This window comes from Pararobbsia alpina (assembly GCF_902859895.1).
GTDB classification, from domain to species: Bacteria; Pseudomonadota; Gammaproteobacteria; order Burkholderiales; family Burkholderiaceae; genus Pararobbsia; species Pararobbsia alpina.
The window spans coordinates 1-23733 of sequence record NZ_CADIKM010000048.1 but is presented as its reverse complement, the minus strand read 5'-3'; the positions used below and the strand labels follow the sequence as shown (position 1 = coordinate 23733).

20 protein-coding genes and 1 tRNA gene are annotated in these 23733 nt (G+C 61.7%); 8 read left to right on the top strand and 13 right to left on the bottom strand.

Annotated elements, in window-relative coordinates; genetic code table 11:
- Nucleotides 1–63 precede the first annotated feature (63 nt).
- Nucleotides 64–969 (bottom strand): aldose epimerase family protein, encoded by a 906-nt coding sequence (locus HV670_RS25455; protein WP_175107775.1) that lies wholly within the window; start codon nt 967–969, stop codon nt 64–66.
- An 830-nt stretch (nt 970–1799) separates the two neighbouring features.
- Between HV670_RS25455 and HV670_RS25450 the strand changes: the two genes are divergently transcribed.
- The 3 genes from HV670_RS25450 to HV670_RS25440 all read left to right on the top strand — a co-directional run bounded on the left by HV670_RS25450 (nt 1800) and on the right by HV670_RS25440 (nt 4204).
- The gene (locus HV670_RS25450) at nt 1800–2636 is read left to right on the top strand and encodes an undecaprenyl-diphosphate phosphatase (protein ID WP_175107774.1); all 837 of its coding nucleotides are present in this window, start codon (nt 1800–1802) and stop codon (nt 2634–2636) included.
- A gap of 102 nt (nt 2637–2738) precedes the next feature.
- Nucleotides 2739–2812 (top strand) — tRNA-Arg (locus HV670_RS25445).
- Nucleotides 2813–3277: 465 nt separating this feature from the next.
- On the top strand, nt 3278–4204 hold the full coding sequence (locus tag HV670_RS25440; protein ID WP_175107773.1) for a LysR family transcriptional regulator: 927 nt from the start codon (nt 3278–3280) through the stop codon (nt 4202–4204).
- A gap of 70 nt (nt 4205–4274) precedes the next feature.
- On the opposite strand, the gene tatA is transcribed toward HV670_RS25440, so the two are convergent.
- The 3 genes from tatA to HV670_RS25425 form a co-directional block, all read right to left on the bottom strand.
- Complete coding sequence (gene tatA, locus HV670_RS32080; RefSeq protein ID WP_175107772.1) at nt 4275–4532, bottom strand: Sec-independent protein translocase subunit TatA; 258 nt, start codon at nt 4530–4532, stop codon at nt 4275–4277.
- A 63-nt stretch (nt 4533–4595) separates the two neighbouring features.
- Nucleotides 4596–5894, bottom strand: coding sequence for an Nramp family divalent metal transporter (locus HV670_RS25430; RefSeq protein ID WP_175107771.1), 1299 nt, complete (start codon nt 5892–5894; stop codon nt 4596–4598).
- 126 nt (nt 5895–6020) lie between these two features.
- Entirely contained in the window at nt 6021–7277 is a 1257-nt protein-coding gene (locus HV670_RS25425) for an oxalate decarboxylase family bicupin (protein ID WP_175107770.1), read from the bottom strand.
- A 573-nt stretch (nt 7278–7850) separates the two neighbouring features.
- Here HV670_RS25425 and HV670_RS25420 point away from each other — a divergent pair.
- Nucleotides 7851–9284, top strand: coding sequence for an NfeD family protein (locus HV670_RS25420; protein WP_175107769.1), 1434 nt, complete (start codon nt 7851–7853; stop codon nt 9282–9284).
- Nucleotides 9281–10054, top strand: a complete 774-nt coding sequence (locus HV670_RS25415) for a slipin family protein (protein ID WP_175107768.1) — start codon at nt 9281–9283, stop codon at nt 10052–10054. Before HV670_RS25420 ends, HV670_RS25415 begins: the two co-directional genes overlap by 4 nt.
- 179 nt (nt 10055–10233) lie before the next feature.
- Here HV670_RS25415 and HV670_RS25410 read toward each other — a convergent pair whose 3' ends face one another.
- Both HV670_RS25410 and HV670_RS31295 read right to left on the bottom strand, forming a co-directional pair.
- A complete protein-coding gene (locus HV670_RS25410) occupies nt 10234–12963 on the bottom strand; it encodes a winged helix-turn-helix domain-containing protein (RefSeq protein WP_175107767.1) in 2730 nt (909 codons plus the stop codon).
- A gap of 477 nt (nt 12964–13440) precedes the next feature.
- The gene (locus tag HV670_RS31295) at nt 13441–13593 is read right to left on the bottom strand and encodes a hypothetical protein (RefSeq protein ID WP_246257947.1); all 153 of its coding nucleotides are present in this window, start codon (nt 13591–13593) and stop codon (nt 13441–13443) included.
- A 159-nt stretch (nt 13594–13752) separates the two neighbouring features.
- On the opposite strand from HV670_RS31295, the gene HV670_RS25405 reads away from it, so the two are divergent.
- The gene (locus HV670_RS25405; RefSeq protein ID WP_246257946.1) at nt 13753–14298 is read left to right on the top strand and encodes a sensor histidine kinase; all 546 of its coding nucleotides are present in this window, start codon (nt 13753–13755) and stop codon (nt 14296–14298) included.
- 33 nt (nt 14299–14331) lie between these two features.
- Here HV670_RS25405 and msrA read toward each other — a convergent pair whose 3' ends face one another.
- The 4 genes from msrA to HV670_RS25385 form a co-directional block, all read right to left on the bottom strand.
- The gene (msrA, locus tag HV670_RS25400) at nt 14332–15069 is read right to left on the bottom strand and encodes a peptide-methionine (S)-S-oxide reductase MsrA (protein WP_175107766.1); all 738 of its coding nucleotides are present in this window, start codon (nt 15067–15069) and stop codon (nt 14332–14334) included.
- Nucleotides 15070–15182: 113 nt separating this feature from the next.
- Nucleotides 15183–15959, bottom strand: a complete 777-nt coding sequence (locus HV670_RS25395) for a molybdopterin-dependent oxidoreductase (RefSeq protein ID WP_175107783.1) — start codon at nt 15957–15959, stop codon at nt 15183–15185.
- 83 nt (nt 15960–16042) lie between these two features.
- Entirely contained in the window at nt 16043–16696 is a 654-nt protein-coding gene (locus HV670_RS25390) for a cytochrome b/b6 domain-containing protein (protein ID WP_175107765.1), read from the bottom strand.
- Nucleotides 16697–16767: 71 nt separating this feature from the next.
- Nucleotides 16768–17403 carry a hypothetical protein gene (locus tag HV670_RS25385; RefSeq protein ID WP_175107764.1) on the bottom strand — a complete coding sequence of 212 codons (636 nt, stop codon included), beginning with the start codon at nt 17401–17403 and terminating at the stop codon, nt 16768–16770.
- Nucleotides 17404–17627: 224 nt separating this feature from the next.
- Here HV670_RS25385 and HV670_RS25380 point away from each other — a divergent pair, with 224 nt between their 5' ends.
- Together HV670_RS25380 and HV670_RS25375 are read left to right on the top strand one after the other, a co-directional pair.
- Nucleotides 17628–18299 (top strand): heavy metal response regulator transcription factor, encoded by a 672-nt coding sequence (locus tag HV670_RS25380; RefSeq protein WP_175107763.1) that lies wholly within the window; start codon nt 17628–17630, stop codon nt 18297–18299.
- Nucleotides 18296–19705, top strand: a complete 1410-nt coding sequence (locus tag HV670_RS25375; protein ID WP_175107762.1) for a heavy metal sensor histidine kinase — start codon at nt 18296–18298, stop codon at nt 19703–19705. Before HV670_RS25380 ends, HV670_RS25375 begins: the two co-directional genes overlap by 4 nt.
- On the opposite strand, the gene HV670_RS25370 is transcribed toward HV670_RS25375, so the two are convergent.
- The 3 genes from HV670_RS25370 to HV670_RS25360 all read right to left on the bottom strand — a co-directional run bounded on the left by HV670_RS25370 (nt 19706) and on the right by HV670_RS25360 (nt 23461).
- Complete coding sequence (locus HV670_RS25370) at nt 19706–20758, bottom strand: purine-nucleoside phosphorylase (protein ID WP_175107761.1); 1053 nt, start codon at nt 20756–20758, stop codon at nt 19706–19708.
- A 223-nt stretch (nt 20759–20981) separates the two neighbouring features.
- Nucleotides 20982–22349, bottom strand: a complete 1368-nt coding sequence (locus HV670_RS25365) for an ATP-grasp domain-containing protein (protein WP_175107760.1) — start codon at nt 22347–22349, stop codon at nt 20982–20984.
- 164 nt (nt 22350–22513) lie between these two features.
- Nucleotides 22514–23461 (bottom strand): AEC family transporter, encoded by a 948-nt coding sequence (locus HV670_RS25360; RefSeq protein WP_175107759.1) that lies wholly within the window; start codon nt 23459–23461, stop codon nt 22514–22516.
- Between the last annotated feature and the right edge of the window lie 272 nt (nt 23462–23733).

Here is a 23733-nt window from a genome sequence, read left to right as displayed (position 1 = left end):
TTCAAAACTGTGATTCTACCGGGCGTCCTTATCTCAAATTGGAATGGCGGATCGTGCCGCGTCTCATGCGAACCGGGCCGAGAGCCGCAGCGTCGCGGTTTCGCATTGACCAGGTGCCACCCACCGCAGGCCGGTGCCGTTATGGATCGCATCAGGCAGGCCGAGCCATGGCTCGACACAGTAGAAATCGGAATCGTCGCCTTCAGTCCAGGTGGTGATTGAATACCACGGCATGGGCGATTCGCGCAGGTCAAACACGATCGAGCGCTTGAGGGAAGGGGTATGCAAGGTGGCGATGCGCTGGGCGGGCGGGACCGCCTCGATGACGTGGAAGCGGTCGTGGATGCGTGGGTCGTCCAGCCGGTACTGCGGTTCGCCGGGCTCGGGCGCACTGAGCCGGCCGTCGGGCTCCTGGTGGCGCCGCAGGCTCGGCGGCAGATCGAGCGTCGTCTCGCCGCGCAGGGTGCGCGGCAGCGCGAAGTAAAAATGATGGCCGGCGTAATAAGGGAGGGGGCGTTCGCCCCGGTTTTCGGTGATCAGCGACACTTCCAGCGAATGGCTGTCGACGAGCTGGTAGACCGCCGTGAAGCGGAAAGCGAACGGATAGACGGCGCGTGTCGCATCCGAATCCGTCATCGTCATCGATACACTTGCCGCGGCGACATCGGTTTCCGCGCTGAACTGTGAATCGCGCGCAAAGCCGTGGACGGGCAATGGGTAGACCGTGCCGTCCCGGTCGCGCCACGCGCCGATCTTACCGTCGACGCGGTGCCGCCCGAGAAAGGGAAACAGCAAGGGATTACCGCCGCGTATCTTGGCGGGATGAGTCCAGTCGGCCGGATCCGGCCAATGGATCACCTCGTGCTCGCCGACCCGCCAGGTCAGCAGGCGGCCGCCGATTTGGGGGGCAACGCGCAGCGAGGCATCGCCGCGCGTCAGTTCGATTGCATCGTGGCCCTGAAATGTCATGGCAGTACGGAATTGAAAAGTGGAGGGAGCTTCGCTCAACTGGCACGGACAGCTTTGACGCTCGATTTGCCGAGCACGGGTGCCATCGGCAATCACGCCAGCCATGCACAGAATAAAGCGCCTGAGTTCACGGCGCGCGACGTCGGGCGCTCTGTTCAGACGCTCAGTCCATGCGCTTGGGCAAGCATACCGGCGCAGGCTCGAGTTGGCGATGCTCCATGGGGCCTGTCCGGACATGACTAACAATTGTCCGAAGGCGCGCGAGGCGCCTCGCAAGCTTCGGCGAGCGCGGTTTCGATCCGGATTCACATGAGGACATGCAAAAAAGTGCATCCGCGCGACCCATAAAAAAAAGCCCGCTCTTAGCGAGAGCGGGCTTACAACTTCCCCGTAGCATTGTCATTGAAGCTTCCCAGCCGGCGTGATCGATACGTTTGCCGATCCGCTGCCCGCCGGTTGTCGTCACCGGTCTGCGCAGCTCGAAACGTCCAGCTGGAGGCTGTGGCGGAGCAAGTCCGCCGACAAGTTGAGGCGTATTTTGCCGCGAATGCCCGGCTGCGAGTGCGGCAGTTTTGTGGCTGTCGCGTGCGGGCAACTTCAGTGTTTACATATTGCGTACCAAAATTTTTATCGATCTCACTCTCCGTAGTCGGCAAAAATTGCCGTGTGCCGACGGGGTTTTGCGGGTGCCGCGGCCTCGTCCCGCCGGCTTGGCGGGGCTGCGTGGGGCGGGCATAATCTGGCCCACTTGAGCTGCCGCGTGGTGCAATGCAGCGTCGCGCCCCCGGTCGTCCATTTGTCCCAGAAACCCATTTCACGAGGGCCGTCGCGTGAGTCTCGCATTCCTGCTGTTCTTGAGCGTCCTGCAAGGTGTTACTGAGTTGTTTCCTGTCAGTAGTCTTGGCCATACCTTGCTGGTGCCGGCCGTGTTCGGCATGCACCTTGACAAACAGGCGCCTCAGTTGTTGCCCTTCCTGGTTGCACTGCACCTGGGTACCGCGCTTGCCCTGTTTGTCTATTTCGGAAGGCGCTGGCTCCAACTGATCCGCGGCTTCTTCGGTTCGCTGGCCGGGCGGCACACGGCCGAGGGGCATATGGCATGGGCGCTGATCGTCGGTACGATCCCGGCGGGCCTGATCGGGTTCCTGCTTGAAAAGCGTCTTGAGCGACTGTTCCACGACCTGCGCATTGTCGCCGCGGCATTGATCGTCAATGGCATCCTGCTGTGGATCGGTGACCGGATCCAGCGTCGCCGCGCTTTGTCGCTTTCCGCGCCGAGCAGGCTGACCTTCGGGCAGGCCGCATGGGTTGGCATTGCGCAGATCGGCGCCTTGATTCCCGGCTTCTCGCGTAGCGGCCTGACGATGATCGCGGGCGCGCAGGTCGGCTTGACGGCTGAAAAGGCCGCGGAATTTTCCTTCTTGCTTGGCACCCCGATCATCCTCGCCGCGGGCGTGCTCGAGTTGCCGAAGCTCATGCATGTCCACGGCCAGATGGCGGATGCGTTGTTGGGCGGTGTGCTGACTTTTGTCGCGGCGCTGTTGAGCGTGCGGTTCCTGATGAAGTATTTCGAGGGACGCGGGCGGCTGGCGACGTTCGGCGTTTACTGCGTGATCGCGGGCGCGCTGTGCCTGGGCTGGTTCCTGCTGCATCCCGAGCTTGCTTGAGCGAAGGCCGCGCGGGGGGGACAATCCGATATGCCGTCTCGCGCGCGCCGTGTAGAATCGCGGACTCGCGCGCCCATGCGCACTCCGTTTTTTGATTTCGATGCGGCAGTAGCTCAGCTGGATAGAGCAACGGCCTTCTAAGCCGTAGGTCGGGGGTTCGAGCCCCTCCTGCCGCACTTTTCTTCTTGGCTCAATGAGTCATGCACCTTCGTAGCCGGCACGCGTGAGCGGATGCAGCGGGTCGTCCGCACGAAGATGCAAAAAAACATGATCCTTCCGCTTCGATTACCCTTGCTTTTCTCAAGTACATGTTGGGAATTGTATGCGCACGTCTGCCTACTACAGCTTGGATCTACGGCAAGAAATCCTGGCCCTTTCCCGTAACAATGCGCAAACCAGTCATCGTGTAACATGTAGAAATTGTCATGCGCCAGTCAGTTTACGGTCATCTCCGTCTCCCTATCATCGGTCTGCGATGTGGATCCCGTTCCGATGTCGCCAAGATATGAAATCGTAAGCTGAGAGCAGAATCTCTGAAATCTGTGAAACACGGCTGCGCTATTTGTGTCCTGATGCCGGGTGTTGGGTATCGCACCTGACGCGTTTGCGCCTCAGGCAGATCTGTTTTTTGCGAACCTATCTTGAAGAATGCAACCCTACGCCAGCTTAAGACCTTTGAAACGGTCGCGCGCCGATTGAGCTTTGCGCGCGCGGCGGATGAGCTGAATCTGTCGCCGCCGGCTGTGTCGACGCAAATCAAACACCTCGAAGAACATGCCGGTGTGCCCCTGTTCGAACAATTCGGGAAGCGAATCTTTCTCACGCCGGCGGGCCACGAGATGCTGCAGTTCAGCCGCGCGATCATCGACCGGTTCCGCGAAGCCGAAGAGACGCTAGCGCAAATGCGCGGCGTCGCCGGTGGGAGTCTGAACATCGGTGTGGTCAGCGCGGGCGGCTATTTTGCTCCCGGCTTGCTGGCCGAATTCCTTCGACGCAACGAGGGCGTCAAGCTCGAACTCGCGGTGGAAAATCGCGAGACGCTTTTGAAGCAGCTCGACGACAATCGCATCGACCTTGCCATGATGGTCGGCACGCCTGCCGACTGCGGAATTGTCAGCACAACCTTCGCGCACCATCCCTTCGTCATTGTCGCTTCGCCGACTCATCCGCTCGTCGGCCAGAAGCGTATTCCGATGTCGGCACTCTCGGGCGAGCGTTTTATCATCCGGGAAAGAGGCTCGGATACGTGGGATGCGATGGAGCAGGGTGCCATCGACCGTTTCGTAAGACGAGACGAGTCGATCGAGATCTCGAATACCGAGACGATCAAGCAGGCGGTGATGGCCGGTATGGGGATCAGCTTCCTGTCCGCCTATACGATCGGTCTCGAACGGCGCGCAGGCATGCTGGCCGTGCTCGATGTCGTCGATTTCCCGCTCGTGCGGCAATGGCGCATCGCGCATCGTGCCGAGAAGCGGCTTGCGCCGGTCGCGGAAGCCTTCAGGCTCTTTCTGATCGACGAGGGCGCGACGCAAATCGCGCAGCTCACGAATCTCGATTCCCTTTAGGCTCGCTTCCTGGTTCTTCCCGGCAGCAAGCGCGCATCTCTCTTGTATCGGCATAACTGGATGGCGGGGCCTATCGGCTGTCATGGGCCGCGGTCGCCGTGCGCGCAGCGAACTCAGTGGAACGCTCGGGTGCGTCGAGCACCGCGGATGGAGCGAGCGGCGCATCGGCCACGGGCGCGACGCTGTCCGCATCGTCCCGCACGCCGTCCTTGAACCCCTTGATCGCCCCGCCCAGATCGCCGCCGATGGATCGCAGTTTCTTGGTGCCGAACACCAGAGACACGATTAGCAAAACAATCACCCAATGCCAAATGCTGATGGAACCCATGTCAATACCTCCTTGATTTCACATTTTCAAAAGCGAGCAGCAACCCCAACGTAAGGGTCGAGCTCAACCCACTACCTGCCCGATCAGCACCAGGTTCAGTGCGACGATCAGCACGGTCATGGCGATGGCGGTGTACACGGTCACCTTGTTAGCGGTAAATCCCCCCATCACGCTGCGCCGCGACGACAGCACCACCAGCGCGATCATCGGCAGAGGCAGCACGAAACTCAGCACGACCTGACTGATGACCATCGCGTTGATCACATTGAAATGCAGCGCGATAACGAAGGACGGCGCGATCGTCACGAGGCGGCGCAGCCAGACCGGCACACGGAAATGGACAAAGCCTTGCATGATCATCTGGCCCGCCATCGTGCCGACCACCGAACTCGACATCCCGGATGCCATCAGCGATATCAAGAACACGGTGGCGGCGCCGGCGCCGAGCAATAGGTCCAGTGTGTGATAGGCACCACCAATATCCGCGATGCCCGAACGGGCGAAGACCGATGCCGACATCATCACCATCGCCATGTTGACGATGGCCGCCAGGCCGAGTGCGATCAACACTTCGCGGTTCGAGAATCGGAGCAGCCTGCGGCGTTCATTGTCGTTGCGCGCGGGCGTTCTGTTCTGCGTCAAGCCAGAGTGCAAATAGAGCGTATGCGGCATGATCGTTGCGCCGATGATGCCGATCGCCAGTGTGACGGCGGTGCGGCCGTGCAATTGCGGAACGACGCTGCCAAGCAGCGCGGCATGCCAGTTCAACGGCGCCACCACAAGTTCGCACATATAGCTCAGCCCGATCGTCGCGACTAGCGCACCAATCACGAGTTCGAGCGGGCGGAACCCGGCTTTGGCGAGCGTCAGGATGGCGAAGGTGACGATGCCGGTCACGATCATTCCGCTGATCAGCGAAACGTGGAACAACAGGGAAACGCCTAGCGCGCCACCGAGGAATTCTGCGACGTCGGTCGCCATCGCGGCGACTTCCGAGGCGATCCACATGCCGAAGACGACTGGCTTGGAGAACTCATCCCCGCATAGCTCGGGGAGATTGCGGCCAGTCACGATACCGAGCTTCGCCGACATCGCCTGGAACAGCATGGCGATGAGGCTTGCGAGCACGACGACCCATAGCAACATGTATCCGGTGGCGGAGCCCGCCTGGATATTGGTCGCGAAATTGCCGGGATCCATATAGCCGACCGAAGCGATCACCGCCGGTCCGACGAACGGCAGGAACGACTTGATTCCTTTGCGATGCCCCGCGAGCGATTCGCGTGCGGCCAGTTCGGTTTGCTGCGTCGCGCCAGCCACGGGTGCGACGCCTGCCTGAAGTAGTCTGAGAATGGGAGGCATCGTATGGGTTTCACGCTGGGTCGGACAGAACGTGGCCGCCTTCGTCGCGCTGACACTTGCGGGGCACATGCATGGGCATGCGCGCGCCCCGCAGAGTGAGATCGTGCGGCGAAGGCACGTATGCGCTTAGATCGGCAATACGTCGGGACGGCTGTTCGGAAACTTCGCCAGAACGTCGGCGGTGATGTTCAGGTGCTCCATCACCATCTTCGGCGGCGTATGCGCGAGCCAGTCAGACAGAGAAACTTCGGCAAAATGGTCGGCCTTGAATAGTTCCAGGAAAATTAGGTCAGTGTCGCCGGTGTTCTGCACGTAGTGACCGAGACTCTTCTTCACATAGCCGACGTCACCGGCCTGGAAATCGGCGGTGGCAGCCTTGGGGCCCGTATCGAACACGGTCATCCGGGCCTTGCCCTTGATGTAGTACTGCCATTCATCCGCGTTCGGATGCCAGTGCAATTCGCGCATGCCGCCCGGATGGATCGTGACCAGCGCAGCTGCGACGGTGGTCGACGCCTTGAAGTTGCGGCTGTCTGCGATCTGCACGATCCCGCCTTTGGTCTGCTTCGTCGGCGTCATGTCGCCGAGCGAGAAGACGAACGGGTGATCGGGCGCGCCCAGTGGCGACCGAACGGCGCGCTGGTCGGCAGCGAGCGGGCCCGGATCTTCACCCTGGAAGATCCACAGATTGTCGAGGGGAATGTTCTTGAACGCATCGGCTGGCACGCCGAAGTTCGCGGCCAGAATGTCGGGCGGCGTATGAGCGATCCAGTCGGTCAGCAGCAGCGTGTTGAATTCGGATGCGCGGCCGTTGTCGAACGCGATCATGAATTCCGCGCCGGTCGGTCCGAGTCCTTGCAGCGAGTGCGGCAGGCCGGGGGGGAAGTACCAGAGGTCGCCGGTTTTCACGTCGGCCACTTGCGGGCGGCCCATTTCGTCCAGGACAGTGATCCGGCATTTGCCATCGAGCATGATCGCCCACTCGGCTTGCTGGTGCCAGTGCATTTCGCGGATGCCGTTCGCGGCAAGACGCATATTGACGCCCGAGATGTCCTCCGAAATCGCAAAATCGTCCTGCGTGACTTCGCGCGCCCAGCCGCCGTTCTGATAACGCCGGTGCGCATTGTTGAACGAAGCCCAGAACAGCGGCATGCCGTTGATGTCGGTGGCGGGAGGATTCTGGAACGAAGGGAACTGGCTTGCTAGCGTGGGATTTTGGGGGCCCGGATCGTCCTTGCTGGTCGGGCTCCCGGAGTTGACTTGGCCTTCAGGCGGGCGGTCGGGATTGCCGAACGAAGCGGCTTGGGCCGTCGCGGCCACACCGAGTGCAGCAGCTGAAGCCGCCGCGCCCACCAGCATTTTTCTACGTGACAGATCAGTCATGATTTCACTTTCCTTCGTTAAAGCAGAGTTGCGAAAAATTGGTTAGGTCTCTCTTTCGACATCTGACAGCTATTCGAAATAGTCCAAATAAACTGTCGGTCGGAAATACAACAATTCCCCATTGCCGTATGCGAGACAAGAAGGTCGAGTAATCGGACCTGTTTAAGGCTTCTTACCGACACCATGGGAGTAATGGTAGGGGGACGGGAAAAGAGGCGACAGTGATAAATTTGGAATCAAACGGTAGTGTTTGGCTTATCTATCGCGTGGTCTGCCGTAGGTACTTGACCACCGCCTGAAATGGCCTGAAATGTACATGACATGTGCGTATGCACAGAGACAAGAATGGCTGCTGCAACGGAACGGATCGTCGTCCAGGTAACCTCGACGCGACTCTCGTGGTGTTTTCTCGTGGAGTTTGCGCGAGGAAGAGATCATACTATTCATGAAATACTATTCATGAAAGTCCAACCTGATTTTGATGGTGAACTTGCTGGCCGGTTAAGCTATGCAAATATGAGCATGTAAATGTAATTTTTTTAATCACGTTAAGCGGACGCCGCTTTCGCCGCGATGGAACGCTATTCGTCTCCTTTGCTTCGTCCGGCTGCCGAGGTCAAGCGCCCCGGCGCCGTGGGAAGCTTGTTACGCGGCGCAATTGCGTTTTTCGTCGGGCTCGTGCTGCACGCCTCCGCGGGCGCAAGTCCGGCCGTCGTGGTCATTCCGCTGAGCGGCGCGATCGGACCCGCGAGCGCCGATTTCGTCGTTCGCGCCCTGTCCCATTCGGCCGAACTAGGCGCCCAGCTAGCCGTTCTCGAAATCGATACCCCGGGCGGCCTCGATCTCTCGATGCGTTTCATCATCAAGGCCATCCTCTCCTCACCTGTGCCCGTCGCGGCATATATCGCACCCGGAGGCGCCCGTGCGGCCAGCGCCGGGACGTACATCGTCTACGCAAGCCACATCGCCGCCATGGCGCCGGGCACCAATCTCGGCGCGGCGACTCCGATCCGAGTCGGTGGCGCGGATGCGACCGAGCCAGCCACGCCCGGCAAAGGCAAAACCGACGCCTCGGCGACACCCGCGTCCACGGAAACCGCCAAGCAAGTCCAGGACGCCGCGGCCTACATCCGCGGTCTCGCCCAGTTGCGCGGGCGCAATGCGCAATGGGCCGAGCGCGCCGTGCGCGAAGCGCTCAGCCTGTCGGCAAACGAGGCACTGGCGCAGAACGTGATCGATCTCACCGCCGCCGACCTGCCCGACCTCCTCGCGAAGCTGAACGGCCGGCATGTGCGCACGATCACGGGCGACCACGTGCTGGCCACTTCCGGCGCTCTCGCCGTGACGATCCAGCCGGACTGGCGCAGCCGCTTTCTCGCGGTCATCACTGATCCAAGCGTCGCGCTCATTCTCATCACGATCGGCATGTACGGCGTGATCTTCGAATTCGCGAATCCCGGCATGGCGTTGCCGGGTGTGGCGGGCGCGATCAGCCTGATGGTGGGTTTGTTCGCCTTGCAGTTGCTGCCCGTCGACTTCGCCGGACTGGGCTTGATCCTGCTCGGCATCGCCTTTCTCATCGCTGAAATGTTCCTGCCGACGTTCGGCGCGCTCGGCTTCGGCGGCATCGTCGCGTTCGCCATCGGCGCGGTCATGCTGTTTCGTACCGACGCCCCCGGCTACGGCATCCCGGTCGCGCTCGTGGTCGGTCTGAGCGTCGCCACGGCCTTGTTCGTCTTCGCGGTCTCGGGTCTCGCGCTGCGCTCACGCAGGCGGCCTGTGGTGAGCGGCCCTGAAGCCATGCTCGGCAGCATCGGCGAGATGCTGGAAGACGTTGCGACCTCCGACGGTGGCTGGGCTCGCGTACATGGCGAACGGTGGCGCGTGCGCAGCGCGGAAGCGCCCGTACTGCTCGCTCGCGGCGAGCGGGTACGCGTCGTCGGCCGCCACGGGCTCACCCTCACCGTCGCCCCGCTCGATGAAACACAACAAGGAGAACAACGATGATCGGATTCAGTTTCGGATTCAGCGGTGTCCTGCTGGCGCTTGTCATTCTCATCGCATTTTCGGCGATCCGCATTTTCCGTGAATACGAACGCGGCGTCGTCTTCATGCTTGGCCGCTTCTGGAAGGTCAAGGGACCCGGCCTGGTCTTCATCATTCCTGCGGTGCAGCAAGTGGTGAGGATGGACTTGCGCACCGTGGTCTTCGACGTGCCGCCGCAGGACGTGATCACGCGCGACAACGTGTCGGTGAAAGTGAACGCGGTCGTCTACTTCCGCGTGGTCGATCCCGAGAAAGCCGTGATCCAGGTCGCGCGCTTTCTCGACGCCACCAGCCAGTTGTCGCAAACCACCTTGCGCGCGATTCTCGGCAAGCATGAACTCGACGAACTTCTCGCGGAACGCGAGCGCCTCAACACGGACATCCAGAAGGTACTCGACGCGCAGACCGATGCGTGGGGCATCAAGGTATCGAACGTGGAGATCAAGGATGTCGATCTGAACGAGACGATGGTGCGCGCCATCGCAAGGCAGGCGGAAGCCGAGCGCGAACGTCGGGCGAAGATCATTCACGCGGAAGGCGAACTGCAGGCGTCGGAGAAACTGCTGCAGGCCGCGCAGATGCTGGCGCAGGCGCCGCAAGCCATGCAGTTGCGCTATCTGCAGACGTTGACCACGATCGCTGGCGACAAGAACTCGACCATCGTCTTCCCGATGCCCATCGACCTCATCAGTACGCTTCTCGAACGGCTCAAGGGCGCGCCCGAACGCTGATTCGCGGAGCGCCTCGCATGACCCGTTGAGGGCGTGCCGCCATCGGGTTTTAAGATCTCTCGCTTCGCACACGGAGATTCGGATACGCCCGGCAAGGTAGCCGCAGCAATCGATCTCTGGGTACCCTTTGGACGACACTCGGGCCCACACGATTGCGTAGCGCCTGCCCAAGGCGTGATCTAGCCCGCGTCCAAAAGACCGAGCGCCTGCGCACGCGCAACTGCCTGAGCGCGCTTTTCGACGTTGAGCTTCACGAAGATGCTCTTCAAGTGGGATTTGACGGTTTCAGGTCCAATCCCCAGGGCCCGCGCGAGTTCCTTGTTCGATTGTCCTCGAGCGATCAAGCCGACGATTTCGCGTTCCCTCGCACTGAGCGATTCCCGATGCTGTGGCGCGCTGCCGGTCTCATAGAGCATTCGCCAACCGTCGAGCAAGCGAGCGACGTAGGACATCAACTCGTCCGTGCGCGCAGTGTGCTGTGCGTCTTCGAGAACGACATGGAGCAGCAATCCGACGTCCGCTCCAAGGTCGAGAATGGATTCGTATATGCCTGCCGGTGCGGCGACCTTCAGGACGTCGAGGAAGATCTCTACGGCGCGGCTTCGTTCGTTCGCCTTCAGCCAGACGAGTGCGAGCATCGTACGCAAACGTAACGCCAAAAAATCGCCATGCCGGTGCTCCACGCTTTGCAGCGCTGCGCTCAGAATTTCAACGGCCTGTTGCGTCCGGTGCTCGCTTGTTGCAAGGGAGGCTGCCGAAAACGCATGGTAGTTCTCGATCTCCGGCGACACGGAACACGCGTTGTCGGAATCGGAATGTGCCATCCGCCCCAGTTGCGCGACGCACGCGGCCGCCTCGATCGTTCTCCCTTCCGTCAGATAGAGCCGGGTGCGCTCGGCCAGGGCGGCGGCCGTCAACCTGTCCCATCGACGCGCATGCGCGAGGGCCTGCGCCCTGTCGAGCAGCGCGTATGCGTGCGCCGCATTCGAGCGCGCCATGGCGATCCTGACCAGGAGACGATAGGCAATCAATACGCTATCGAGCAACACAGCGAGATCGATAACCGGCATCAAATCGGCAACGATCGCTTCCGCTTCATCCAGTCGGCCCTGTTCATACCGGAGCTGCCCGATCATCGGTGCGCAAAGCGCGACCGAAATCGATCCGGGACCGGAGTAGCGCTCGGCCAGCTGCATCGACTCCGTGAAATACCGATCGGCAAGCGCAAGGTGCAACTGCTCCATCTCGGCATGACCGAGCAGGCATAGCCGATAGACCGAGGAAAAGACGTTGCGCTGGTCTTGCTCGATCGAATAGGGAATCCATGATGTTTCGTAAAGACCTCCGAGGTTACCCGCCTTCCAGTGCCCGAAGCGCACGACGTTGGATAGCACGTTGATCGTCCAGACATCCGTAGACGGCCGCTCGAGGCATGCCTGCGCGATAGCGAGCCCCCGTTGAGAATCGTCCTGCAGCGCCGCGACGACCGAGCGGATCGCCTGGCACTCCCAGAGAACGTCTTCAGGCTGGACACACGTATCGCACGCGCTATCGTGTTCTAGTGCACCGAGTATCGCGAGCGCCTCGTCGAAATGCATGGCGAGCGCCATGCCCCAGGCAATCGCCAGCGTGACCTTCGCCTGCGCACCGATGAGGCTCTCGGGAAACCTGCTTTGCCAGCCGAGCACGGTGAGCAGATCGCCCTTCTTGACGAGGGCCATCGCACACCGTTCCATCAGACGAACGGCCCTATCGGTGGCCCTCCCTGCGATCGCATGTTCGACTGCCTCGGTCCATAGTTCGTGTTCGGCATACCATTCGGAGGCGAGGCAATGCAGAGCCGCGACCTTGTCCGGGTGCCGTGTTTCAAATCGCTGACGCAGGTACTCGCCCATCAGATGGTGATAGCGAAACCAGTGTTCGTCGCAGTCGAGCGGTTGCAACAGCAACTGGCCCGCGGCGATTTCGTTCAGCATGCGCTGGCTCGTTCGCAGGCCCGTTACCGCCTCGCAAAGTGATGCGTTCAGGCGCTCGAGGATCGATGTATGCAGCATGAACTCGACCATTTCGACGGGCAGACGCTCGAGCATGTCGTCGAGGTAGGCGGCGAACGGTCGCGAAGTACCGGACGGCGGGCGCGGCTCCCAATCCGATCTGCATTCCTCGTGCGAAAGTGCTGAAACCGAGAGACGCAATGCAGCGGCCCAGCCTTCCGTGGTTGCAAAGAGCGTTTTGATGCTCGAAGCGCGCAGCTGTCCGGGCAATGCTTGCTCGATAAAGTCTCGTGTTTCGTCGAAGTTGAAACGTAGCGCCGACGCATCGATTTCCAGCAGATCGTTCCCGGCCCGCAGCCTGGCGAGCGGCAGCGGTGGCTCTGTACGAGTGCAAAGGACCATGTGCACGTGTGACGGTGCGTGCGCGATGAAGAACGACATCGCTGTGTGGACCGCTGGATGCTTGATCAAGTGATAGTCGTCGAGAAACAGAAACACCTCGTCGTCGACGTCGACGAGCTCGTTGACCAGCGTAGAAACGACCGCTTGCGCGGGGACGAATGCGGCGCCGGCTGTCAGGCTGATCGCTGCAGCGCCGACATTGCCGCAGGCATGCCGCAACGCTTGGGCTACAAGATTGAGGAAGCGCGCCGGTTCGTCGTCCCCGGTGTCGAGCGACAGCCATGCCACCTGTGCGCCGTGTGCGCGCAGCCGGTAGAGCCAGGTGAGCGCCAGCGAAGTCTTGCCGAACCCGGCGGGAGCTTTGATTACGGTAAGCCGCTTGCCTTCGGCGGGCTCAGCCAAACCAACGAGCCGCGGACGATCGATCAGACCCGTGGGCAGGCGCGGCGGAAGGACTTTCGTCGCGAGAAAAAGGCGCTTCTCTCGCGTAGGCGCTTCTTCGATCACACGCATTTTTCGGTCACCGCATTGAGATGCCCGGCACGCTCGGTTGAGTGTGGCTGCTGCCCATCCCCCATCGGTGCAGGCGCGTACCCCCCGAAAGGGGGATGTTGCGCCACGCCGCCCCGGGAGACCCTGCTGAGAACGGATGGGAATTGAAGCACGGACCGGACAATGGCAACACGCTGGCCCATGGCTGTCGCATGGCCACTTTCTCCGGAACCGGCACATTCTCAGCACATGATACGCCCCTCCGCCCCAGAGACTCGACTGCCGCATCGACCCGCATGGCACTGCATGTGCTGGCTCCCGCCGTAGAGCAGCAGTTGCATTCACAGCGCCGGCACGGTCGTTCATCGAATCCGTCCGCCCGATACTTTTAGACATATTGCCGTGTTTGCCCACCTACCGAGAATCAGCAGTCATTTGCAGGAAACGACCGCTTCGCTCGCAGCAGATCGGCCTCCTGGGTCAAGCGAGCCACACCTGCTATCCAGGCTCGAAGTGGATCCCGCTCGCGAGCCACATCGCGGCGAAACGGCCGACGCGCGCGTGATGCAGTTCTTCGGCCTCGAAGTCGACATCGACGACACCGCGAAACTGGCGGAGGCATTGCGCGATGCTCAGGAGAAGCTTGCGCAAGCGTCGCGGATCGCGGCGGTGGCCGAATTGTCCGCGTCAATCGCCCATGAACTCAGTCAGCCATTGCAGGCGGTAGTCGCTCATGCGCGCGCTTGCCTGCGATGGCTCTCCGCAAAGCCGCCCAACATTGACGAAGCCAGGCTTTCCGCCGAGTACGTCGTGCGCGACGGCAATGCCGCGGCGGACGTGCTAGGCCACATTCGAGCACTTTTCAAGCATACGGCTCCTGAAATGGTCGATCTTGATATCAACAAACTGATACTTCAGGTATGCACGCTGATGGCTGATGATATTCAGCGAAACGCGGTTTCGCTCGAGACGACGCTGGCTGAAGACGTGCCGAAAATCCGGGCCGACGCGGTGCAGATCCAGCAGGTGCTCGTCAATCTCGTTCGTAACGCGATCGAGGCATTGGCAGCAACGACGGAGCGGCCGAAGCTGCTATTGATCCGCTCGCGTCGCGACGGGGAAGGCGTGGTGATCGATGTCGAGGATCACGGTACAGGATTTGCCGACTTCGAGAAGATATTCGAACCATTCTTCACCACGAAGCAATCAGGCATGGGCGTCGGGCTGGCGATCTGCCGAACGATCATCGAAGCACACGCCGGTCACATTTGGGCCGTGCGCAATGAGATCCGCGGCGTCACGTTCAGCTTCAGTCTTCCGATCGAGAGCTCAAACGCAACATGGGATGGCCGATAACGTGGCGCGGTCGACCCGTCCCGCCGGCAAGCGTCACGCCCCTTTCGATGCCGCCAGTGCCGGCTCCGCGCGGTAGTTCGCCGGGAACATCTGCTTCAGGTGTTCGACCTTCGGCAAGTCGTTGATGATGATGTACGGATGGTCGGGATGCAGCGTCAGGAAATCCTGGTGGTAGTGCTCCGCCGGATAGAAACCCTTGAACGGTTCCACCTTGGTAACGATCGTTCCGCTGAACACGTGAGCGTGGTCGAGTTGCGCAATATAGCTTTGCGCCACACGACGCTGCGCGTCGTTCGCGGGAAAGATCGCCGAGCGATATTGCGTGCCCGAATCGGGCCCCTGCGCATCAAGCTGGGTCGGGTCCTGTACGACGGAGAAATAGATCTGTAAAAGCCGGCCATAGCTGATCTGCGTCGGATCGAAGGTGATCTGCACGGATTCGGCATGGCCGGTATCGCCGTCACTGACCTCCTCATAGTGCGCCGTACCCCGGCTGCCGCCCGAATAGCCAGATACCGCAAGCGTCACACCCTTTACATGCGCGAATACGCCTTGCACGCCCCAGAAGCACCCGCCAGCCAGGACTGCGGTTTCCTGATGCGAGCCCGAGGCCGGTTCATCGACCGCGGGTGCCGGAATGGCGACCGCGCCTTCCGAGTGTGCAGGGCTGTGCCAGGCAAGCAGGCCGCCGGCAATCAGGGCACCCAAGGCCATCGAGCGCCATGCCGCGAAATTCGCGGGGCGTAGGAACAGGGAAGTCGAGCGTTTCATGATGATGTCCTTTGTTCGGCTGCACAGACTTCGGGCGTAGTCGTCCCCGGTCCATGCGAGAGGCCGGTTCTGCTTCTACCAAGTAGGGTCCAAGACTGAATCGTTGCCATGTTCTAGAGGCCGCTATACCAGTTGTAGCCTTGATCCTCCCAATACCCGCCAGGGTAGGTATTGGTGACGAAGATCGCGGCGATATGCTTCGGGTTCTTGAAGCCGAGCTTGGTGGGCACACGCAGTTTCAGCGGATAGCCATATTTGGCGGGCAGCGGGTCCTTGCCGAAATCGAGCGTGAGCAGGGTCTGCGGATGCAGCGCGGTCGCCATGTCGAGGCTCGAGTAGTAGCGGTCCGCGCATTTGAAGCCGACATAGCGTGCTGTCGTATCGGCGCCGATGCGCTCGAGAAAGGTCCGGAACGTCACGCCGCGCCAGTCGCCGATCGCACTCCAGCCTTCGATACAGATGTGCCGGGTGATCTGGCCGGTCTGCGGCAATGCGCGCAACGCGGCGAGATTCCACGGACGCTTGTCGCGCACGAGGCCCGAGACTTGGAGTTGATAGGTCGATCCGTCGATTTGCGGCGCGTCGAATTCCTGATAGAACGCGTTGAACGGAAAGGGCGTCGTGATCTGGCTGGCCGAATAGGTCGGCGCCAGGCGGTTGCGGTTGAAGAGCCACCCCTGCACGCGGTCGTTCCAGTGGGACATCGCCCAGAGCACCTTGTCGACGGTATCGCCGTCCTGCAATGTGCAGCCTGACAACATCGACAGCGCACCGATCGACAGGCTCGAGCGCAGAAACAGCCGCCGCTGAAGGCGGGCGAGTGCGGGCTTGAAATCGGCTGCGTCGATGCGTTCGGGCTTTCTTGCCGGCGCCGGAATCGGCGTCACCATCGATCCGCGCGCCGATTCCGGGCCTGCGTCGGGGGGCGCGGCCTCCTCGAGCCGCAAGATCCTGCGGGAGTCGGTCGGGCGGTTCATGCTTGCGTGTCTCCATGGGAAGCGGTCTTCGCGCGTCCGGTGAACATCGGCAGCAGCGTGCTCGGCACCAATACGACCAGCGCGAGATGGACCACGACGAAGCCGACGATTCCCGACATCGCGGCGAAATGCACCCGCCGCGCAAAATCGAAGCCACCGAACAGGTCGGTCAGCCAGAAGAACTGCACGGGTTTCCAGATCGACAGTCCCGATGCGACGATCAGCACGCCGAGCAGCAGCACGCCGGTATAGAGCAGGCGCTGGACGGCGTTGTATACCCCGGGCCGATGCGGCAACCGGAAGCTCGCGGCAAGCGCTGCATCGCGCACGACGTCGCGCAGGTGCAGCGGCAGGAAATGCCGGCGGAAATGGCCGCTGGCGATCCCGTAACTGATATAGAGCACGCCGTTCGCGGCAAGCAGCCACATCGCCGCGAAATGCCAGGCGATCGAGCCGCCGAGCCAGCCGCCGACCGTGGCCCACGTCGGGAAGCTGAACGGGAACATCGGCGAGGCGTTGTAAATCGCCCAGCCGCTCATCACCATGCAGACGATCGCGAACGCGTTGATCCAGTGGGCCGCGCGCACCACGAGCGGGTGAATGACTGTCTTGCGAGGAGCGGGGGCGGGTAGCCCGGGATGGAAGGTCATGGGGATCGATCCGGTCGAACACACAGTTCAACAGCCCGCCGCGGCCTGTCAGGCGCCGCGGCGGCATCGCTTTACATCGGCGGCGTGATGCCCTTTTCGCCGGCTGAGATGAACAGCGCCGACAAGGCACCATCCGGTCCCTTCTTCGCGAATAGCACGACGTGCGCACCCGGCACGAGCAGCGAACGGTCGCCTGCTTCCAGGTTGACCACCGGCACGTCCTCGGGCACTACGATCTTCTTCTCGCCGTTCTTGTACTTCACGGTGATCGTGCGGCCATTGGAGACGACGAGGTCGCCGACCGTGCCGTTGGTCATCGAGCTGTTCTGGCCAAGGTCCCATGGGCGATGGCCTTCACCGCTGCCGACCATGCTGGCTGGGAAGACATGGACTTCGAGCGCCTTGAGCGTGCCATCCGCCTGCGCAATGGCCGCCGAGCCCACGTAGCTGCCCGGCTTGATGTCAGTGATGTTCGCAAGAGTCACGCCGCGGATCGGCGTGTCCGGGGCGAGCTTGACGTCGATATCCTGACCGGCATTCGAGTGAACCTTCAAGGTGTTGGCATTCAGCGTGACGACGGTGCCGCGAACGCCGGTCGGCTGAACCGGCGCTTGCGCCTGGGCGTACTGGACGCCGGCCAGCGTGGTGGCGGCGAACAGCGCCGGAACGAGCAGCGTGCGGATAAATCGCTTTGGAACAGTGTGCATCGTGACTCCTCTGGTGGGTGTACTACCAGCAGACTAGGCGTGCAGATGGGTCGCGCACATGACCCAAGAGTGACAAAAACGTCACCGAAATCCGGTTTTGGGCGAACTAGAATGCAGTGTGAAAAGTGCGCAAAAATGCGCCAAAATGGATGGGTATTGGGATGGACAGAGCAAATGTGGAGCAGTGCCGTGACGAGCAAACGCAGGTTGAACCGGGGCGGGCCATGAGCATTCTTGTCATCGAAGATGATCCGAAGACGGGCGACTACCTGAAAAAAGGCCTAAAAGAGAGCGGGTATGTGGTCGACCTCGCCCGCACGGGCACCGACGGCCTGCATATGGCGCTCGAGCATCCGTATGAACTGGTGATTCTCGATGTGATGCTGCCGGGGCTCGATGGCTGGGAAGTCATGCGTGCGCTGCGTGCGAAGCGTGATTTGCCGGTGATTTTCCTGACCGCGCGCGATCATGTGAACGACCGGATTCATGGTCTGCAGCTCGGCGCCGACGACTATCTGGTCAAGCCGTTTTCGTTTACCGAACTCGTGCTGCGCGTACGCATGCTGTTGCGCCGCGGCGTCGTTCGCGAAGCGGACTTTTTCGAGTTCGCCGATCTCAAGCTTGATGTGCTGCGGCGGAAAGTGACGCGGCAAGGCGTCGATATCGTGCTCACGAACAAGGAATTCATGTTGCTGCACCTGCTCGTCAAGCGGCAGGGCGAAGCCTTGTCGCGCATGCAGATCGCGTCCGAGGTCTGGGACATGAATTTCGACAGCGACACCAATGTCGTTGACGTCGCGGTCAAGCGGCTGCGCGCAAAGGTCGACCAGCCCTTCGAAAAGAAGTTGATCCACACGGTGCGCAGTATCGGCTACACATTCGGTGACGGCGCATGAAGCTCTGGCGATCGCTGTCGTTGACCACGCGCACGACGCTGCTGTTCGGCTTGGTCGCGCTCGTCGTCATGGGCGTGCTCGGCATGTATTTCTATCAGTCGGCGAGGGTGGCCCTCGAACTCCGCACGGACACCCAGCTCATCGGACGGGTCGATCACTTCCGGCGGCTCGTCGACAATGTGTACACCGTCAGCGAACTCGAGCAGCGGCCGCTGCTGTTCGAGACGATGCTGGGCGCGGAAGAGGATGTGTTGCTGTTCCGCCGGCCTGGCGAGGCCCCGTTCATTCATGTGAATCCAGCCAACCTGCCGGTGCCGACGCTGCCCGTCGTGCCGTTCGGCGTCCCGCTGACCCGGCAGGATGTCCATCGGATTGTGCTGCCCGATGGCACGCCGGTCGAATGGGTGCTCGCAACGGCCAAGGCGACGGAAAGCGGCGATGCGGTCGAAGTCGTGGCCGCGCACCCGCTGATGCGCGAAGTGCAGATGCTCGCCGTCTATCGTGCGCGCATTCTCCTGTCGATCTTCGTCGCGGTGCTCGCCTCGACCGTGCTGGGTTATCTGGTGATCAGCCGGGGCTTGCGACCGGTTCGTCATATCGCCGAGCGCGCGGCCGAGATCAGCCCGGCCAATCTGTCGATCCGGCTCAGCGAGCAAGACGCGCCGCCCGAACTGCGGTTGATGACCCGATCGTTCAATGCGATGCTCGACCGGCTTGCCGATGGGTATGAGCGGCTCTCACAGTTCTCGGCCGATCTCGCGCATGAGATCCGTACGCCCGTCGGTGCCTTGATCGGCACGACGCAAGTCACGCTTGGCCAGACACGCAATGTCGACGAATACCAGGCCGTGCTCGAATCGAACCTCGAGGAATTGAACCGGCTCAAAACGATCGCCGAGAATATTCTGTTTCTCGCGCATGCCGAACATGCGGCACTCGTGATCGAGCGCTCGGATATCGCGCTCGGCGACGAGCTCAACAAGATCGCTGAATATTTCGAAGGGCCGGCCGACGAGCGTGGTCTCACGTTCAATGTCAAGGCCGCCGGGGTGGCTTGGGTCAATCCGGTGCTGTGCCGGCGTGCGGTCAATAACCTGGTCGTCAACGCCGTGCGCTACGCACGCGCCAATTCGGTCGTGCGCATGTTCGGCGAGCAGGATGCGCGAGGAGCGGCCATCGTCGTCGAAAACGACGGCGAGGCCATTCCATCGGACCAGCTCGCGCGACTGTTCGATCGCTTCTATCGCGGCGATGTGGCGCGTAGCCGCTTTACGGAATCGAACGGGCTGGGTCTGTCGATCGTGCGCGCCATCATGACGCTGCACGGGGGCACCGCCGAAGTTTCATGTCCGAAATCCGGTGTGGTCCGGTTCGAACTTCGGTTTCCGGCGGCGCAGGTGGCCTGATCAGGGCGTGGTGCTTTCAGGCACCCCGTTCTTCCAGTGGGACCAATGGCCCGAGATCGCCGATACGAGCGGTTCGCCCGCGCGGTAGAGGTTCTCGACCGCGGGGCCGAAGCCGCCTTGCGCCTGGTAATTCAGCAGATTGTCCGCGTCGCTCTCGCCTTGGTAGGGGCGATCGAAGTCCGAACCGGTGCGCAGCACGGCCACGCGCGAGAGATCGGTCAGGCCCGCGGCCTGGGCTCGCTTGAGCACTTCGTATGTCGCGTTGTCTTCCTGCTGGGTCGTGCAGTAGGTACCTTTGCCGTCAGTCAACAGCTTGGTCCAGTCGCGTGCCCGTTGACCGATTTTCGTGCCGGACCACCAGGTGTCGCCTCCGAGCGTGTCGCACTGGATCACGGCCGGCGGCTGGTTCGCGGGTGCATAGCTGAACTTCGCGCGGGCGGCGGCGGCTTCGGGGCTGTCCGCGAGCGCAGCGCCCTTCGAGATCGCGAACGCCTGGTCGACGAGCTTGTCGTTGAGGTGAAACACTTCAGTCCGATAGTCGAGTGGCGGTTTTTCCTCGGGGCTCTTGGTATTGATACCGAGAAAACCAGACTTCCAGCCGGCCGGTGCCTCGCGTGCGTCGAGTTCCCACTGGATGCCGAAGTCGACCAGATAGCGTGCCCACGCAGCGGAGCCGATCGTGCCCTGTTGCGGATCGATCCCCGCAATGCCTGCGACCAGGAAGTAGGTCTGCCGTAAATCGAAACGATGGGAATAGACCAGCGCCGCAACGGATGCGGCCGCGTTTGCATGTCCCATTCCGGTCGTGATCTGGCAGACGTCGGACGCATTGCAATGAACCGCCGGATAGTCGGGCGACAGGCCCGGCACGCGGACCGCGTCCGTCAGCTTGAGCTTGTCGATCCAGACCTGACCTTCGGGCGCGAACATCGAGATGATCATCACCTTGACTGCGCGATGGCCGGTGTCGGCGGGAGCGGGTTTCGATTCGGCAGTGGCGGCCGACGCGTTCAACGAGGCCGCGAAAAGCGTGCAGGCCAGGGGCCACGCCATCAGAGCGCCGAGCTTGCGAACGAGCGGGGCCGGGTAGGCTGACGGTGCCGCCGCTCGTGAGGCAGCATCAGTCGCGTGGCTCGATTGGGTGTGGGATGGACCGGCTAGACGGGAGATCACTTTGAATTTCATTGTCGTGTTGTTGAAGTGAAGTGTGAATGGAAACCGTCGGGAGCCTGCGCAAATTGCGTTCGCCAATAGCATAGGCTTGAGCGCCTGGACCCTATGCGCGGGGAAGTCGCGCCACGAGCATTCGTTCGAACGCCGCCACGATGGCGCGAACCTGAACGTTCTTGTGCGCGAGTTCGCTACCCTCGGGTTCCGGATGAACGAGCATCGTCGCGTTGGCCTCGAAGACCAGCACCCGACCATCGGGCAGCAATGAAAAATCGATGCCGCCGTAATCGAGATCGAGGCGCCGGCCGATCACCCGAATGGCCTCGAGCGCGGACGGCCCGAGCACGGTTGCGGGGTCTTCGAGAAAATGCCGTTCTTCGTCGCGTTTCCAAGGCGCGTCGCGCATGCTGGCAGAAAAATAATGGACCAGCCAGTGTTTTGAGAGCGCCAGGTGATAGGGGAAGGGCTCGCGGTCGACGAAGATCATCCGGTATTTGCGAAAGTGGCCGTCGGCTGCGCGATAGTCATGGAACGCTGTCGCATAGGCGGCGTCGACCGAACCCAGTGGGGATGCTTCGACAATCTCACGCCCGGTAGCGAGCAGGACGCCTTCACCGCCATGCGATGCGCTCGGGCGCAGGACGAGTGGATAGGCAAGGCCGCCGGCATCGATCTCGTCAGCCAGTGCATGTGCGCCGCGCTGTCTGAGCTCGATGCGCTGGACCGCGGGCACCACTACATTGTCGATACCGGCGAGCAAGGAGGGCAGCCGATCCCGCCGGTTCGCGGCGACGCGATCAGGGCCGTTGAGCAGCGGCCGGTCCTTGTGCATGAGTACCGCGTGAAGCCTGGTATCGTCATCGGACACGATGTCCGGGTCGCCGATCGCGTTGAAGATTAGATCGTAGTCGGGCAGCGCGGCTAGGTCTTCATCGCCGATGTATTCGACGAAGCAGCGCACCTGCGTGAAGCGGTCCTGGGGCAGCAAGTGCGTCACCGGCACATTGCCGATGCCGGCGGCGCAGGTGAGCAGCACCCTCGCGACCGGTGTGCGGGCGGGTTCGACAAACACGGCTTGCTTTGTGTAGGCGCGCTTCAGATGCTCGGCGGCACCTGCGATGTCGCCGTTCTCGCGGAGAATCGAGGCGAGATTCTGGTGGGCGAGCGGCAAGTCAGGATCGAGCAACAGGGCCACGCGGAACCACTTCTCGGCTTCGGCCAATTGGCCTTTCATCATGTAGGCTGTCGCGAGGTTGTATAGCGACAGCGGTGCGCGTTCGGTGAGCGCGAGGCTGGCGATGCGTGCGGCGGCGGCTTTGAGGTGATCGCCGCAAGACGCATACGCAATGCTCAACGACTGCTGGATTGCAGGGTCGGCCGGGGCCTGCCGTTCAGCGGCTTCGAGCGCGAGCACCGTGCTCCCGGCATCGTGCCCGCTGGACATCTCACCGGTGGACGTGTCGTTGATGGACATTTCGGTTCCTTGTTGAGATCCGCATTGCGCTCATCATGCCGTCGGCTGGAGGTCGGGCGCAGAGGGTGTGTTTCGATGCGTATCGGTCATCGTTTCACATCGGATCGGGTATCTAATCGGGATTTGAAGCGTGGATCGAGCCGGGGCGTCCGGCGCGGCCGGCGTCACAAGACATGAGTTCCGGTGAAATACAGGTAAAGCGTCAGGGTGAATATCGAGCCGATCGTCGAGACGAGGATCGTGCGCGACGTGACAACCGCTTCTCGCTGATAGAACTCGGCAAGCATGAATGGTCCCGTGCCGGTCGGCAAAGCGGCCAGCACGACGGCCAGATGGCCGAGCGCCGGCGGCAAGGAGAAGACCTTGAACGCGAGTACCCAGGTCACGGCCGGATGAACGATCAGCTTGAGACCAACGAGCAGCCACGATGAAGAGTCCGGGACCTGCGCCGACTCGCGTTTCTCGGCGATGAAAAGCCCGAGCGCCACCAGTGCGCAGGGGCTCGCGGCCCCTCCCAGCAGTTTGAAGAATGTTTCGATGCTTGCTGGCATCTGCGCGCCCGATGCGGCGAACAACGTGCCAAGCACCGGAGCGACAAGCAGCGGGTTACGCAACAGTGACCGGCCGACTTTCCAAAGAAGATGGGCCGGCCGTCGTTCAGCCTGCAACGCCGATTCGATGAGGATGATCGCAAGCGCGAACAGCACACAGACCGTGAGAATCGTGGCGATCGTCACCGCACTCAGGCTTGCATGCCCGAACACCAGCAGGCTGAGCGGGAAGCCGATGAAGCCTGTATTCGCGTAGGCGGCATTGAGGCTGTCGATACTCGCATCCGCAAGATGACGTGCGCCGCGGCGGCGCAGCGCGACCGTCAGCCCGAACACGATCAGGCAGCCCAGTCCGAACACGGCGACGAAGGCTGGCTGATAAAGCTCCCGCCGGGTCGTGTGGGCCATGATGTCGAACAGCAAGGCGGGCAAGGCGAGGTAAACAACGAAGCGATTGAGCTCGGGCGACGAACGTGGCCCCAGTACGCCAAGCTTGCGGCACGCGAAGCCCGCAAAGATCAGCGCGAAGATTGGCAATATGACAAGGACTGTCGAGACCATCGGAAAACGCGAGTCGTAAGGAAAGAGAAGGGCTAGGGGAAACCCGTGGGATGCTCAATATAGCGATATATCGCGAGGCGGAAAAAATAAATCCGTACATCTGCTTGTCATATGCGAAGAGGAGGGCTAATATTCGCCTCCTCGTTGCAAGACGAGCTTCACCGGGTAGCAAAAACGGTGGGGGTGGAAGGGAGGTTGGTGCGGCAGTCGGGTGCGCTGTGAGGCCGGTGGGACGGGCCTGAGCAGACGGTGAGCAAGTCGAAGGTGAAGTA